This is a genomic window from Maribellus sediminis, assembly GCF_011799805.1.
Taxonomy (GTDB): domain Bacteria; phylum Bacteroidota; class Bacteroidia; order Bacteroidales; family Prolixibacteraceae; genus Draconibacterium; species Draconibacterium sediminis_A.
This window is the reverse complement of sequence record NZ_WXUB01000003.1, coordinates 203,617-216,848: the sequence shown is the minus strand read 5'-3', so window position 1 is coordinate 216,848 and position 13,232 is coordinate 203,617. Positions and strand designations below refer to the sequence as shown.

The 13,232-nt window shown below is 43.0% G+C and carries 12 protein-coding genes; 6 read left to right on the top strand and 6 right to left on the bottom strand.

Going from position 1 to position 13,232, the window contains the following annotated elements; translation table 11 throughout:
• Positions 1-42 precede the first annotated feature (42 nt).
• From HFD85_RS12770 to HFD85_RS12760, 3 genes are all read left to right on the top strand, one after another.
• Entirely contained in the window at positions 43-576 is a 534-nt protein-coding gene (locus HFD85_RS12770; protein WP_167610244.1) for an RNA polymerase sigma factor, read from the top strand.
• A complete protein-coding gene (locus tag HFD85_RS12765) occupies positions 539-973 on the top strand; it encodes a hypothetical protein (RefSeq protein ID WP_167610241.1) in 435 nt (144 codons plus the stop codon). The genes HFD85_RS12770 and HFD85_RS12765 overlap by 38 nt, the downstream gene beginning before the upstream one ends.
• A gap of 81 nt (positions 974-1,054) precedes the next feature.
• Entirely contained in the window at positions 1,055-2,002 is a 948-nt protein-coding gene (locus HFD85_RS12760; RefSeq protein WP_167610238.1) for a DUF4252 domain-containing protein, read from the top strand.
• 68 nt (positions 2,003-2,070) lie between these two features.
• Here the strand turns inward: HFD85_RS12760 and HFD85_RS12755 are convergent, their stop codons facing one another.
• Together HFD85_RS12755 and HFD85_RS12750 are read right to left on the bottom strand one after the other, a co-directional pair.
• Positions 2,071-3,435 (bottom strand): DUF4270 family protein, encoded by a 1,365-nt coding sequence (locus tag HFD85_RS12755; RefSeq protein ID WP_167610234.1) that lies wholly within the window; start codon positions 3,433-3,435, stop codon positions 2,071-2,073.
• 142 nt (positions 3,436-3,577) lie between these two features.
• Positions 3,578-4,378, bottom strand: a complete 801-nt coding sequence (locus tag HFD85_RS12750) for a glycogen/starch synthase (RefSeq protein WP_167610231.1) — start codon at positions 4,376-4,378, stop codon at positions 3,578-3,580.
• A 149-nt stretch (positions 4,379-4,527) separates the two neighbouring features.
• On the opposite strand from HFD85_RS12750, the gene panC reads away from it, so the two are divergent.
• The 3 genes from panC (at position 4,528) to rfaE2 (ending at position 6,451) form a co-directional block, all read left to right on the top strand.
• On the top strand, positions 4,528-5,364 hold the full coding sequence (panC, locus tag HFD85_RS12745) for a pantoate--beta-alanine ligase (protein ID WP_167610228.1): 837 nt from the start codon (positions 4,528-4,530) through the stop codon (positions 5,362-5,364).
• 127 nt (positions 5,365-5,491) lie between these two features.
• Complete coding sequence (gene panD / locus HFD85_RS12740) at positions 5,492-5,842, top strand: aspartate 1-decarboxylase (RefSeq protein WP_167610223.1); 351 nt, start codon at positions 5,492-5,494, stop codon at positions 5,840-5,842.
• A 120-nt stretch (positions 5,843-5,962) separates the two neighbouring features.
• On the top strand, positions 5,963-6,451 hold the full coding sequence (gene rfaE2, locus HFD85_RS12735) for a D-glycero-beta-D-manno-heptose 1-phosphate adenylyltransferase (RefSeq protein ID WP_167610220.1): 489 nt from the start codon (positions 5,963-5,965) through the stop codon (positions 6,449-6,451).
• Positions 6,452-6,577: 126 nt separating this feature from the next.
• On the opposite strand, the gene HFD85_RS12730 is transcribed toward rfaE2, so the two are convergent.
• The 4 genes from HFD85_RS12730 to HFD85_RS12715 all read right to left on the bottom strand — a co-directional run bounded on the left by HFD85_RS12730 (position 6,578) and on the right by HFD85_RS12715 (position 13,228).
• The gene (locus HFD85_RS12730; protein ID WP_167610217.1) at positions 6,578-9,361 is read right to left on the bottom strand and encodes a zinc-dependent metalloprotease; all 2,784 of its coding nucleotides are present in this window, start codon (positions 9,359-9,361) and stop codon (positions 6,578-6,580) included.
• Between the two features lie 66 nt (positions 9,362-9,427).
• Positions 9,428-10,822, bottom strand: a complete 1,395-nt coding sequence (locus tag HFD85_RS12725) for a DUF4302 domain-containing protein (protein WP_167610214.1) — start codon at positions 10,820-10,822, stop codon at positions 9,428-9,430.
• A gap of 50 nt (positions 10,823-10,872) precedes the next feature.
• A complete protein-coding gene (locus tag HFD85_RS12720) occupies positions 10,873-11,790 on the bottom strand; it encodes a putative zinc-binding metallopeptidase (RefSeq protein WP_167610210.1) in 918 nt (305 codons plus the stop codon).
• Between the two features lie 7 nt (positions 11,791-11,797).
• Positions 11,798-13,228, bottom strand: a complete 1,431-nt coding sequence (locus HFD85_RS12715; protein ID WP_167610207.1) for a RagB/SusD family nutrient uptake outer membrane protein — start codon at positions 13,226-13,228, stop codon at positions 11,798-11,800.
• Positions 13,229-13,232: the final 4 nt, after the last annotated feature.

Below are 13,232 nucleotides of genomic sequence, written 5' to 3'. Positions count from 1 at the left end.
AGGTTTGTTATAAATTCAACAGCAAATCGTCTCATGTAACAGATGACCACAGAGGAGTTTAAAAATACGGTTATTCCATTTTCGCGAAAGTTGTATCCGATGTTGTTCAGGATATTAAAAAACGAAGAGGAAACGCGCGATGCTTTGCAGGATCTGATGGTGAAATTGTGGGACAAAAGGAACGATCTGGTGCGGTGTAACAACCAGACAGCCTACATCATTACGATGGCCAAAAACCACAGTTTCGATCTGCTAAAAAAGAAACGACCTTCCAGGATCGGGGAAAACGAAGAACATAAAATTCTGAACCTGGCCAGTGAAGATAGCGGACTGGAAGCAAAAGAAAAATTTGAACATGTTCGATCGGCCATTGACGCATTGCCGGAGAAATACCGCGAAGTGATCAGGCTGCGTGATATCGATGGATTTGAGTTTGACGAAATAAGTGAGATGACCGGTTACGAGGTGCCCTACATCAGAGTGATACTCTCGAGGGCGCGACAGAAAGTTAAAGAAGAAGTAGAAAAAAAGTACGATTATGACCAATCAGGAAAATTTGCTCGACAAATATTATAGAGGAGAGACTTCGCTGGAAGAAGAAAAGGAGTTGATGGAACTGCTTGCTTCCGAAGAAAATCAAGGTGCGGATGAGGATTTGTTTGCCTACTTCGAAAACGAGGCAGCAATTCCTGACGATTTGGAAGAATCGCTTTTTAACGGCGTGCTCGAAAAGCAGGAGCAGCGAAAAACGCGAAGGATGCGTTGGTATTCATTTAGTTCGGCGGCTGCAGTGGTTTTGGTTTTGCTTTCGGTTTATATCGATTTCAGAAAAGAGCAGAAAAGAGAAATGGAAAATCAGTTTTTTGTAATGGAACAGGCACTTTATCAACTATCGAGCAGTTTGCAACCCGAGGAGCAACAGGATATGCTGGTACTCTGGGTAGATAAAGATGTTGAGATAATCCTGAATTAGTTCAGAGTTTAAAGTTCCGAGTTCAGAGAATTGGAAATAATTACGGATAGAGAATTGAAATAAAATCTTAAAAATAAAACGATGAGACAAATGATTTTAATGGTACTGCTGATCGGGATTACGGTTACGGTACAGGCACAGGATGTACAGGGCTTTTTTAAACAGCTGACGACGAACTATTCCGAACAGGACGGATTTAGTGCGAGCATGCTGAGCAGTGATATGTTCGATTTGTACATGAAGAAGAAGGATCTGGATAAAGATTCTGAAGTGGCCGCAGCTTTAAAGAACCTGGATAATATTCTGGTGGTTTCGCAAAGTAAGTTTGGCAATGCTTATATGGCTTTTAACGAACAGGCCAATACCGGCGCGAAAAAATCAGAAACTGATCTGGGAAAGGTGTACAAGGATATTCTCGCGCATTACAACACCGGTGATTACACTTTGCTGAAAACCGAGAAAAGGATGGGAGAAGATGTAAAAGTGTACCTCAAAAAGAAAAACGGAGAGATCAGTTCGCTTGCACTTGTAACAAACTCGAACACCGTTACCAGCCTGGTTGAATTGGATGGAAAGATTGATCTGGCAAATGTGGCTTCACTCAGCAAAGCCATGAACTTACGTGGACTGGAGAACCTCTATAAAATCGATAATAAGAGTCCGTACGGAGCTTATGAGCCTTATATTGATGAAGCGCGCATTGAAGAAATGGCTGCCCGCGCCCGCGAAATGGCAGAGCGTCAGTCGCAGCTTTCGGAAGAACAAATACGGAAGATTGAGGAACAAGCCGAAATGCAGGCTCAAAAACAAATGGAAATGGCCGAGAAGTACCGCGAAATGGCAGAGAAATATGGTCGCCAACCCATTTTTCTGAATTATCCCGGCGACAGTGTAATTTACTACCTCAACGGTAAAAAGGTGAGTGCCGACGAGATCAAAGAACTGAATAAGGAAGACATCGAAAAAGTGGAAGTAAATAAACCGGGTAAAGACGGTAAAAAATCTGAAATTCACATTACAACAAAATAGGAAGGCAACAGGAAAAAGAAAAGGGCAGATCTGAAGATCTGCCCTTTTCTTTTTATAATTGAATCGCTTTATTGCAAGTATTTCGAATAGGTAATAATCAGCTGAACGCCGGTTTCGCGTCCGGTACCTTCAAGAATTACACGTCGCGGATTGTCACTGGTTTGTCCTGTAGTAATAACAAAACCCTGGTTACCCACATAAGCATCGTCATCGGGATCAAGAATGTTGATCACACGCTGAACATGTTGGGTTACGTTAAAATGATAAGTATAATCTTCCCTCAAATAACCACCGTAGTAGTTTGGGCTGAAATAGTAATCGATCGGTAAGCGCTCAATACTGTCTTTATCAATAAAAGTAAGTGTGAGGCTGGTCGGTGGCGGATATTTTTCGATGTCGCTGGCTATCGTATCGATCTGGAAAACCAGTTCGGCTTTGTTGATTGCTGTATTCAGTGAGTCGCGCCATCCTGTTAATTCGCCAACAGTAATATGCGATTTCAGGCCACCGGTTGGTTGTATGTAGATATAGTCTTCCTGCTCAACACCCTGATCCAGATCGTTGACAAACGCTGTACCCGAGTAATCGTGTACAATGTTATTTACCCGGGCACTAAACTGGGTGATCAGAAATGCCTTGGATAAGGTATCCGGTTCTTCGGCAACAATGTTGCTGTCGTTGTTGTAGTAAACCAAAAGTGCCGACCCCCGGAAAGTATTGCTTGACGAAGCTTCCAGGCGCATCAACGCGCCGCTTCCCGGAGTATTTACTTTTTCTGATTCAATATAGATTCCTTTACAAATATTGGTCAGAAATGAGTCGATGATCACCATGTCGGCTGAATCGGCTGAAATAAGTTTTTGCCCGAATTCGTTATCGATAGGTATTTTTATCACCTGGTACAAGGTATCCTGTGACGCCGAATCGAGTTCTACTTTGGGGGTATAAACGATCTCGCCGATCACCTGGTCCGATGCCATTGATTTCAGATCAATATCCTGTGTATATTTTTGGTCGTCATACAACATTTCTTCCAATTCATACACTTTTAAATTTTGGGCTGTTAAGGTATCGCCATAAACACTGCGATAGTACAAAAACAAAAAAGTGGAATCGGCTACCGGATTTGCGCCAAAATCGGTATAAGTCGTAATCCGAAGTTGTGTGGCGAAATTTACGGTGGTGTTTCCAAAAGCCTCATCCTGCAAACTTCCGATCAAATTGTAACCCGATCTGTTGGTCACAATTCCAAACTCGCTGTTGGCATACGCACCCAGCTGATCTTTAATTACAGCATTGTGGACATTAATGAGGTCGGTTCCCGGAAGAATCTCGATGCCAAGATCGTTTTCCTTGTTACAAGCTGAAAAAAGGAGTGCCATTAGAAAGAGAACTCCTGCGTATTTAAAAATCCGATTTGTATTGTGTTTCACCTGCTTTCTGATTTAATATTTAAGCTCTGTTGTTTTTCTGAAAAATTACACAAACGTATGAAAAAACAACGAGAGCATTCCGGCAATCATTGTAAAATTCCGGTTTTTAAAATTTAATTTTGATCTTTTAACAAAATTGGTGTTACACCTTATCGTAAAACTCGTTATACGCGTCGATGTAATTCTCCTTGGTTTGGTAATCGAGGAACAGTTTACCGCTTTTTTTGATGTATTCTTTTACCGCCGGGTTAATCTGTTCAGTTCCCTGTATCACGGCGTCAGAATAATCAATTGCCAGCTTATTAACATTCACATAAGTAGGCTCGTCGATCGCTGTTACATCGTCAGCAGTTATTCCGTCGAGTAAAAGTTTTTTATTAAAATCTTTGTTCAGCATATTTTTGAAGTCGTCGTTATACGACGAGTAAATTACTTTCGATTGGCTGAACAGCGGATCGTTGTAATAGTATTTTTTTATGTAAAGCGGCACCAGCGATGTGAGCCATCCGTGGCAGTGAATAATATCGGGTGCCCAACGCAGTTTAATTACTGTTTCCAGTACCCCGCGGGCAAAGAACACGGCGCGTTCGTCGTTATCTTCGAATTCCTTTCCGTGTTTATCGGCAAGCACTGCCTTGCGCTGAAAATAATCTTCATTATCGATAAAATACACCTGCATACGTGCAGCCTGAATCGAAGCCACCTTTATGATAAGCGGGTGGTCGGTATCGTTAATTACCAGGTTCATCCCCGACAGGCGGATCACCTCATGTAATTGATTACGCCGCTCGTTAACACAGCCATAACGAGGCATAAACGTTCTAATCTCTCTTCCCTTTTCCTGAACACCCTGAGGCAAATATCGCGCAATTTCCGACATTTCGCTTTCGGGTAAGTAGGGAGTAATCTCTTGTGAAATATAAAGGATTCTTTTCTTTTCCATCAACCAAAGTGCAGTTAAAAACAGGGGGCAAAATTAATAAAAATAAACTTAATATTCAATTTAAGTTGGTTAGCTTCAGCCGGTATCACAATTTTTTGTGCGGTTATACCAATATTATTTGTTTATTTTGCAGCCTCAAAATTTAGGGAATGAAACTGGTTAAGACAGTCAGCGAGTTACAGCAGCAAATACAAGATTCTGGCAAGGGCGCCAGCGTTGGATTTGTACCAACAATGGGAGCTTTGCACGAAGGCCACTTATCGTTGGTAAGGCAGGCTGTGGCTGAGAATACGCTGGCAGTAATTAGCATTTTTGTGAACCCTACACAGTTCAACGATCCTAAAGATCTGGAACGATATCCACGTACTTTGGAAGCCGATTTAAAGCTGCTTGAAACCACGGGTTGCCAGCTTGTTTTTGCACCCGATGCACAGGAGGTTTATCCGAAGCCGGATACCCGGAAATTTAATTTCGGAAAACTGGAAAAAGTGATGGAAGGTGCCTTTCGTCCGGGACATTTTAATGGGGTAGCACAGGTAGTAAGTCGCCTTTTCGACATGTTAAAACCCGATAAAGCTTACTTTGGCTTGAAGGATTTTCAGCAATTGGCTATTGTAAAAAACATGGTTAAGCAGCTGAATCTTCCTGTTGAAATTGTACCTTGCGCCATTGTTCGCGAAGATAGCGGACTGGCCATGAGCTCGCGCAACGAATTGCTGTCGGCTGAGGAAAGAAAAAATGCCGCAGTAATCTCAAAAACGCTGTTCAGGGCGAAAGAACTTAAAACGCAGATGAGCGTAAAAGAACTCGTGGAATGGGTGAAAGATGAAATCAACAATAACCCTTTCCTGGATGTTGAATATGTAGAGATAGTTGATGACGAAGAGCTGCAAGCGGCAAAAAGCTGGGACGAACCCACAACAAAAATAGCCTGTGTTGCAGTGTTCTGTGGAAAAATTAGATTGATAGACAATATTGTTCTTTAGTACAGAGACTTTTAGGTTGGAGTACTGAGGTAAAGCAATTATATAAAACGACATTCCGTCCGTCAACTGTCGGATTCGGAATGATACTAGCAGAAAAGAAAGATTTAGAACTAAGAGTTGAACAGCCATGCTAATTGAAGTTTGTAAATCGAAGATTCATAAGGTTACGGTAACCGAAGCCAACCTGCAATATGTTGGTAGTATAACCATCGACGAGGATTTAATGGATGCCGCTAACCTGATAGAGAACGAAAAGGTTCAGATTGTAAACATTAATAACGGCGAGCGCCTTGAAACCTATGTGATTAAAGGTGAACGCGGTTCGGGCACCATTTGCCTCAACGGGCCGGCAGCACGAAAAGTGGCGGTGGGCGATGTTGTGATTATTATTTCCTACGCCCAAATGGACTTCGAAGAAGCCAAAAGCTTTAAGCCCAGTCTGGTTTTTCCTGATACCGAGACCAACAGCATCGTATAAAATTAGAAGATTGGTTACCTAACTCTGAGAATCAACAGAGGGCGGATAGATCATCGATGAAATCATAAAATAAAACGTCGTGTCTGAATTTAGCCGCGAGGTTTTCTTATTTTTACAGACATGAACTTTAAAATCCGATCAAAAATCTTCCGTGATTTTGAATCACTGCATCCGCTGCTCGAAATATGGAAAGGCAGCAATAACACCATTGTTTTTACCAACGGTTGTTTCGATCTGATCCATCACGGGCATATTGATTCGCTGCAGAAATCGGCTGCTTTTGGTACCAAACTTATTGTGGGGCTTAACTCCGATGAGTCGGTTCGCATATTGAAAGGGGAGAACCGCCCGATTCTTGGGGAGATGGAACGGGCAACCATACTTGCAGCTTTTGAAATGGTGGATGCGGTTATTATTTTTAACGAAGAAACTCCGGCCGAACTGATCGCCAAAATTGTGCCCGATGTACTCGTAAAAGGCGCACAATACGAAATTCACGAAATTGCGGGCCACGATACGGTTTTGAACAATGGCGGAACGGTTGAAACCCTAGATCTGGTAGAAGGAATCTCTACCAGCGAGCTGATTGATCGGATTAAAAAACTTTGAGAAACTTTGAGTAGCCTTTGTGTGCTTTGTGGTTAGTTTTTATTAGCCACGTATCAAAGGCAGAGATCAAAAAAAAGGAGACCCGCAAGCGAGCCTCCTTCAATTAATTTATGAGTGAGTAATTTATTACTGTTTCACTACTTTCGATGAAGTAATTTTTCCTTCAGAAACAATGCGCAGGAAATAAATACCTGAAGGCAGGCCTTCGAGGTTAATTTCAGTTTGACTGTATGCGTCGTTGATCACTTCGATGATCTGTCCCTGCGATGAGGCCACATAAACACTGAACGGTTTACCGTTGGCTACACTCACATTTACAATTCCTGTAGTTGGATTCGGACAAACATCCATTGAAATGGCAGGTGTGTCTTCAACGCCAAGGATCGTTCCGTAATCTTCTTTGTAGAAAATTCCGGGGCGCAGTGCAGTTGTGAAACTTTGCATAAAGCCGGCTTGTTGTTCGGTGAACATGCAGGCACATGGCAGTGAATAATCCATGAAGTTGTAAATCTGTATCAGGTTACCACACTGGTACAACTCGCGCTGGCAATTGTCGTAAACCGTGGTTTTATAATACTGTTCCGGTGTATCGTCGAAATTATCGCCATACATGGTTTCGGTTTTTACAGGGAAAGGCATATAGACGGTTTTTTCAACTACCAGGGCAAAAGTATGTTTCAATCCAAAATAGTGTCCCAGTTCGTGAATGGCCGTTTTATATCTCAGATCCGGAGTAATTTCGTCGGCCAGGAAAGTGTTGTAATAATCCAGGCTTAAACCATCAAGTGATGGTGCATCGCTGTCTTCCGAATCGAGCCACTTTTTCCAGAAGGTGCTGTCGTTGCTTTCGAGCCATGCTGTATAATCCGGATCGTTAGTTCCCGATGGTTCAGGGTTGGTAACAAAACCTCCAACATTACCGCCATTTTTACCGTTGAAATCGGCAATGTAAATGTTGAGGTAACGTTTGTGATCCCAGTTGTAAGGGCGGCCGATATCGTCGAATTTAAAGGCATATTTTGTTTCAGCGTCAGTACCAACACCTACTGTAAAATAGTCTTCAGTAGTGCTGTGATACACTATACCGTTGGTTTCTACGCTGTCGGGATCAAGTGTGGCCAGTTTCAGTTTAATTCCGGGAACTCCGATAACACCGGTGAACGCTTCGTTTACACTTGTTTGGTCGTTGGTGCCCAGCAATGCGCTGTTTATAGCTGCCAGCATTTCCTTGATCTGGATTTCCGAAATCTTACCTTCAGGATTGTTTTCGTTGTGAATTACATGAACCACAGTGTTCACAATCAAAGCCGAATCGGGCTCGCTAACAATAGCACCGTTTTTCAAGGCATAATTTCCGGTGCTGCTGATTGCTCCGAAAGGATTGTCGCCTTCGAACAGGCCGGCTGATTTTGTAGTAGTAGTATCTGTTACATTAAATTTCGGAGCTTCAAGTTCGTCGCACGAAATGTTTCCTGCATTGAATTTATCTTCCAGTCCGTTTTCGAAATAGGCAGAAAGAGCAGGAGTATCCAGCGATTTTTCACCATTTTGAGCACACAGTAGACCCAGGTAGTGGATTTCGTAGCTTGAACTGCTTTCGAGCCATACCGGCCAAGGTTCTCCTGTTAGACAAAGGTAATCGATATTCAGAGGGCCGCTAATCGTTACTTCCGAGCGGAAGGCCTTTGAATTCAGCAAACTTTCGCATGCAGGGCCCATTACAACCACCGGAATTTGCTGGCCGTTAACTTCAACAGTTTTTTTCTCGGTTACCTCAATCAGGTCCACTTCGCCAGGTACCAAACGGTCAACATAAACAATTTCTGCATAATTGGCATACATCGAGTCGATCTCCGCGGTGGTCAGTCCAAGTCCGCCTTCTTCAACCGTTTTAGCCATTTCAGTTTTCATCTTGCTATCGATGTAACGTGGCCAGTTGTATTTGGTAATCAGTTTGAAATTGTAGTTGGTGGTATTGCCATCATTAGCTTCGTATTTATCGGATTTTTTCCACAGATCGATAATTTCCTGTGGCATAGGGAAACTGTCGGTAAGTGTTGCCAAAGGGGCATCGCACAAGCCGAAAATGGTATTTTTTTCGGTATAAGATACTTCGGTGTAGGACCATTTGGCTAGATAATCGTTGTAATATTTAAAATCGCAGGCCCAGGTCGAGTCGGTCCATTCGTAACCTTTCGACGTTAACAGACTGGTGGCTTTTGTGTAAAGCTCGTGTTCGCTGCCGGCATCAACTGTTCCTGTAGTAATACAGCTGGCCTCAGCTTCCCAGGCATCAATTTGTTCCTGGGTGATGCCGTTATCGAGCAAAAACTGACTGAATTTGGCATAGCTCAGGTTGCAGGCCCAGTTATCGTCGGTAATGCACAGGTAACTGTTGTACACAAAATACGGTTTTAATTCTGCAGGAATTTCTTCGGTTGTATCCTGTGTGAATTTGTAATGCGAAAAATCGTTGGCAACCGATCCGTTGAACAACGACATCTCCCATTGATCGCCGGGTTGTGCATCCATATCGATAAGTTTGTAGAAGGTTTGATCATGCTTATCGTAAATGTATGCTTTGTTGCCCTCTTTAAACATATAGCGCGCCTTGTCTTTGTCGTATTCTTCAGGCGATGGTTCTTCTTCGGGTCTTGCCTCGGGCCCGATCCACGAAGCACGCGGAGTGTAAATCTCGGAACATTGTACAGTAACGGTGTCGGTGGTTCCGCTGATTACTCCGGTTAAAGTAACCGTATCAGTCAGTACAGTAACATTAATGTAACCCGTTGTGTATTCGTCGGCGAACCAGTATTTCCAGCTCGATCCGGCCGGGGCAAAAGGTTCTCTCTCCTGTGCAAAAGCACCGAAGGTAACAGCAAGCAGCAAAAGTAAAAGTAACTTTTTCATACGTTTGTTTTTGTGATGGTTAATAATTTGAAATATTTATGAGTTGTTATTGAATGCATTTTATTTTTAGTGCAATGATCCGGTTCGCATGTACATAAATCCATAGTCTTTATTATCGACTATAAACAATGAAAGGCTGCCATCGATAGGATTGGCATAGGGATTCGAAACCATGGTATATCCTTCAGGCTGAATCATCTTATCCACCATCGGTTTTATTTCTTCCACAATCTGTTCAGGAATGAACGAAGAATAACCGCCATTTCCTTTTTCAGTATCCAGGTGGAAGATAACCTGGTCGCTTCCAATAGTTTCGTAGGTGAAATACACATCGAAAAAGGCTTCGTAGCCATCGCCCTTGTACAGAAAACTAAAGAAGTTGTAGGTATCGTTAAGGTTGGGGTTGTAGTAGCCCAGGTAGATACTGAAGTCGCTGAAGTAAGGATTGTTTTCCAACCCAAAGTAAGTACTGGTATCTCCATATTGAAAGCCACCTTCAAACGCTAGCCGCGAACTCCAGAAACGACCACCTTTTGCAAGGCTGATGCCATTCACTTTCAGAAAATGGTCCACTCCGTCATCGACCGGAACCATGGTTCGAACGCTCGAATAAAAGCTCGATTGAGTTCCATTATCGAAAGTGACGTTTAATACTTTCGATACTCCTTCCCCTGTGGTAATAGCACCAAACTTCATTTCGCTTACCGGCTCCATTCCCGGAACTTCGAGCGGGGTGCGCAGTTTCATACCTTCAGCGGTAAAATAGTATCCGATTTGCTGCATTGCAAGTCGTCCTTCTTCGTTGTAGAAGTAGAAACCAATTGAACGGCTGTAAAAATCCAGGCTCAATTGCAGTTTAGGTGCATCGCCTTTGTGCAGGTAATTAAATAGTACGGTGTTGTCGGTAAATTCCTTGAACTTCAGTTCCGACTGCATGTACTTGTTCATGTTCCAGTCGTCTTCGGTAGCAGGGGTCATCTCCATTCGTGAAGTACCGTCGGCGATCACAATTTTGTCCTCAGAGTAGCTTTCAATGCGGTACTGAAACGTGGTGTTGTAATTCAGTTCGTACAATTTGTGCACAAAACAGTAGGTTTCGAACGACAATTCGAAATTGCTAACATGTTTTACCGCGTAACTAATGTTTCCCTGTTTTTTAGTGGCATCGAACGGTTTGGTGCCATATATGTAGTTGTATTCGAAATAGTCGCCCACCATTTCGCAGGTTCCGTTTTGGTCGAATTTAACCACCATGTTAAAACCGCCAACCGAACTGAAATCAGGCCTTAGAACCATTTTCCAGCCATAATCGGCACTGGTAAGCAGGTTTACAATTTCCTGTTCGTGTTCTTCTGCTGTTAAACGATCTTCCGGAAACGGATCGACTGTACTCTCGCTGCAACTGTTCAGTACAACAAAACCGAGCAGTAATACTAGTGATAGATTTATTATGTGTTTCATCTTGAATCTGTTCATGATCAATCTTTTTGCTGTTATGTGTATTTGCTGTACTAAAAATCGTTTTCTTCGATGTAGTTCATCAACCAGGCTTCCGATTCGTTGCCAATGCGTTGCACATCAATTCCAAGCTCGTTGTAATAGTCGATCAGCATCTGGTATTTTTTATACACTTTATCGAAATCGGCAACTCCTAAGTATACGTAACCGTTTCCTGCTTCATTCACCATTTGAAACAGGTTGTGCAGCACCGTTTCTTTCGAGCGTGTAACCACCATCTCCGAAAGCGTTGCAAAATCTTCCAACTCGTTACTGGCACCATAGGGGCGAATAAATCCGCGGTTCAAAGCTTCCAAATAACCAAGCGAAGAAAAGTGGGTATTTTTCAGGTATAAACCCTTGCTGATTTCGGCGTAACCTTTTGGTAGTCCGTACCTTTTATTCAGAATGTGTGCGAACTCATGATGTAATACTTTTTCCATGTTTCGGCGGTATTCAAGATAGGCGTCAGGAGCCAAATCGGTACTGAAATCATTCACCATACCAATATTAATGCGGTATTGCGAGTCGGCCTGACCCGCTGCACTCATGCTGGTTCCGTTGGCTTCGCCATAATTAATTGAACCACCGATGAGAACAATTTCGCGTGGCAGATTTTTACGCAGAAACTCGTCGCTGTAATACGGTTTAAACCAGATCTCTTCCATCAATAGAAGGAAGTCGTAAACTTTTTCTACCCGCGGAGGATAGGCAATGGCTTCGTTTCCAATAAAGTGTGAATCCCAGTTGTAAATAACTTTTGATTCATATTTCTGGTTAATCTCGTAAATCTTCTTTCCCAGGGCAGTGGTCGTGTCCACTTCCTGTTCCTGAAACTCGTATGGGCCAATATCGAGGGAATCGTCTTTGTCGCAGGCATTCATTAGTAGTATGAATGCAAAGAATGATAGAATAATACTAATTTTCTTCATGGCTAAATTATCTTGGATTTTGCTCAATTTCGGGGTTGTTAATTAATTCATTATCCGGAATTTGAAGTACGTAGCGCGGATCGTTTTCCTGCAACACATACCGCTCTCCGTTAAAGGTGTGTACCAGTTCGGGATAACCTGTACGTTTCAGGTCGAACCAGCGCTGTCCTTCGTAACAAAATTCTTTGCGTCGTTCGAGTAACACGGCATCAATCAAGTCCTGCTGGGTTTTAAAGTCGCTAAACTTATAGGCCACGTAATATTCAGGCTGAAATCTGTTGATACGTAACTTGTTCAAATCGCGAAGAACATCTGCTTTGTTATCGTCACCACCAATTCTTGCAAGCGCTTCGGCCCGGTTAAGCAGAACTTCTTCGGTACGGAACAAAGGGTAATTGTATTGGTCGTAGCTCAACGACAGTTTCAGGGTAATGTAGTTGGGTGTTGAGGTGTTGGTGAACGTAAAGTTTTGTCTGCCTCTCAAATCGCGGTACTCGTAAATACGCGTAAATTCGTTGGCATAATAACCACTTCTGAAGTAGTTAACTGCAAAATAGGCAGGACGTATGAACAATACATTTTCGCGCTTATCGGTGAAATAATTATTGGCGTGCGGAAGCGGTTCGAACACTTCACCTTTATCGGGATTCGGGAAAATGTTGTGGTCGAGGAGGCTCGAATTCATTTCCCAGGCAGCGTTGCTGTATTCCACGGTTTTTTCGAAATCGCCTTTGTAGAGGTAAAAACGCGAAGCAAAAGCCAGCGCCGATACTTTCGAAAAGTGAAATTTCGGTTTTTCAATGTAGGCGTCGTTAATCAGTTCGAGACCCTGCAACAGGTCGGCTTCCACCTGATTGTACACTTCGGCAACCGTGTTTCTCGAAAAGTAATGGAATCCTGCATCGAGAGGTTCCAGCAAAACAGGTACACCCAAATCGGTGTCGGCAGTGTTGGCATCGAAGTGCTTGCTGAACAGGTTTACCAGCATAAAGTAGGAATAGGCACGTGTAAGCAGTGCTTCGCCTAAAATGCTTGCGGCAAATTCCTTATCGCCATCGGCATCCATTACATTTGCAATTACCAGGTTCAGTTTGTAAATATCGGCGTAGTACCAGCGCCAGGCATATTCCGGATTTGTAGGTTCGTCGCTGGCACGCTGATCGATCCACAGGTAAGCTTTACTCCATTCGGAATAAACACTCGGATTATTGTATGATGTGTAGTTTTTGGCAACCACATCGTCGGTCATCAGGTCGGTAAAGGCGTGATAAACACCCGGCAGACCACCAACCATTACTGCGTGGTAGTCATCAACTGTGTTCGGAACTACCCGGTCGACCGGGTCGGTGCTTAACTGTTCCTGACACGAGGTAAACAGCAAAAGCACTACAAGGCTGAGCCAGCTTATTTTCTTTCTATTTTCTTTTATGAATTTCATTTCT

Excerpts from the sequence above, each read along its gene's own strand:
- HFD85_RS12760 (WP_167610238.1), top strand. The coding sequence starts at position 1,055 with ATGAGACAAATGATTTTAATGGTACTGCTGATCGGGATTACGGTTACG.
- HFD85_RS12770 (WP_167610244.1), top strand. The coding sequence starts at position 43 with ATGACCACAGAGGAGTTTAAAAATACGGTTATTCCATTTTCGCGAAAG.
- panC (WP_167610228.1), top strand. The coding sequence starts at position 4,528 with ATGAAACTGGTTAAGACAGTCAGCGAGTTACAGCAGCAAATACAAGAT.
- HFD85_RS12715 (WP_167610207.1), bottom strand. The coding sequence starts at position 13,228 with ATGAAATTCATAAAAGAAAATAGAAAGAAAATAAGCTGGCTCAGCCTT.
- rfaE2 (WP_167610220.1), top strand. The coding sequence starts at position 5,963 with ATGAACTTTAAAATCCGATCAAAAATCTTCCGTGATTTTGAATCACTG.
- HFD85_RS12725 (WP_167610214.1), bottom strand. The coding sequence starts at position 10,822 with ATGAAACACATAATAAATCTATCACTAGTATTACTGCTCGGTTTTGTT.
- HFD85_RS12765 (WP_167610241.1), top strand. The coding sequence starts at position 539 with ATGACCAATCAGGAAAATTTGCTCGACAAATATTATAGAGGAGAGACT.
- HFD85_RS12730 (WP_167610217.1), bottom strand. The coding sequence starts at position 9,361 with ATGAAAAAGTTACTTTTACTTTTGCTGCTTGCTGTTACCTTCGGTGCT.
- panD (WP_167610223.1), top strand. The coding sequence starts at position 5,492 with ATGCTAATTGAAGTTTGTAAATCGAAGATTCATAAGGTTACGGTAACC.
- HFD85_RS12720 (WP_167610210.1), bottom strand. The coding sequence starts at position 11,790 with ATGAAGAAAATTAGTATTATTCTATCATTCTTTGCATTCATACTACTA.
- HFD85_RS12750 (WP_167610231.1), bottom strand. The coding sequence starts at position 4,378 with ATGGAAAAGAAAAGAATCCTTTATATTTCACAAGAGATTACTCCCTAC.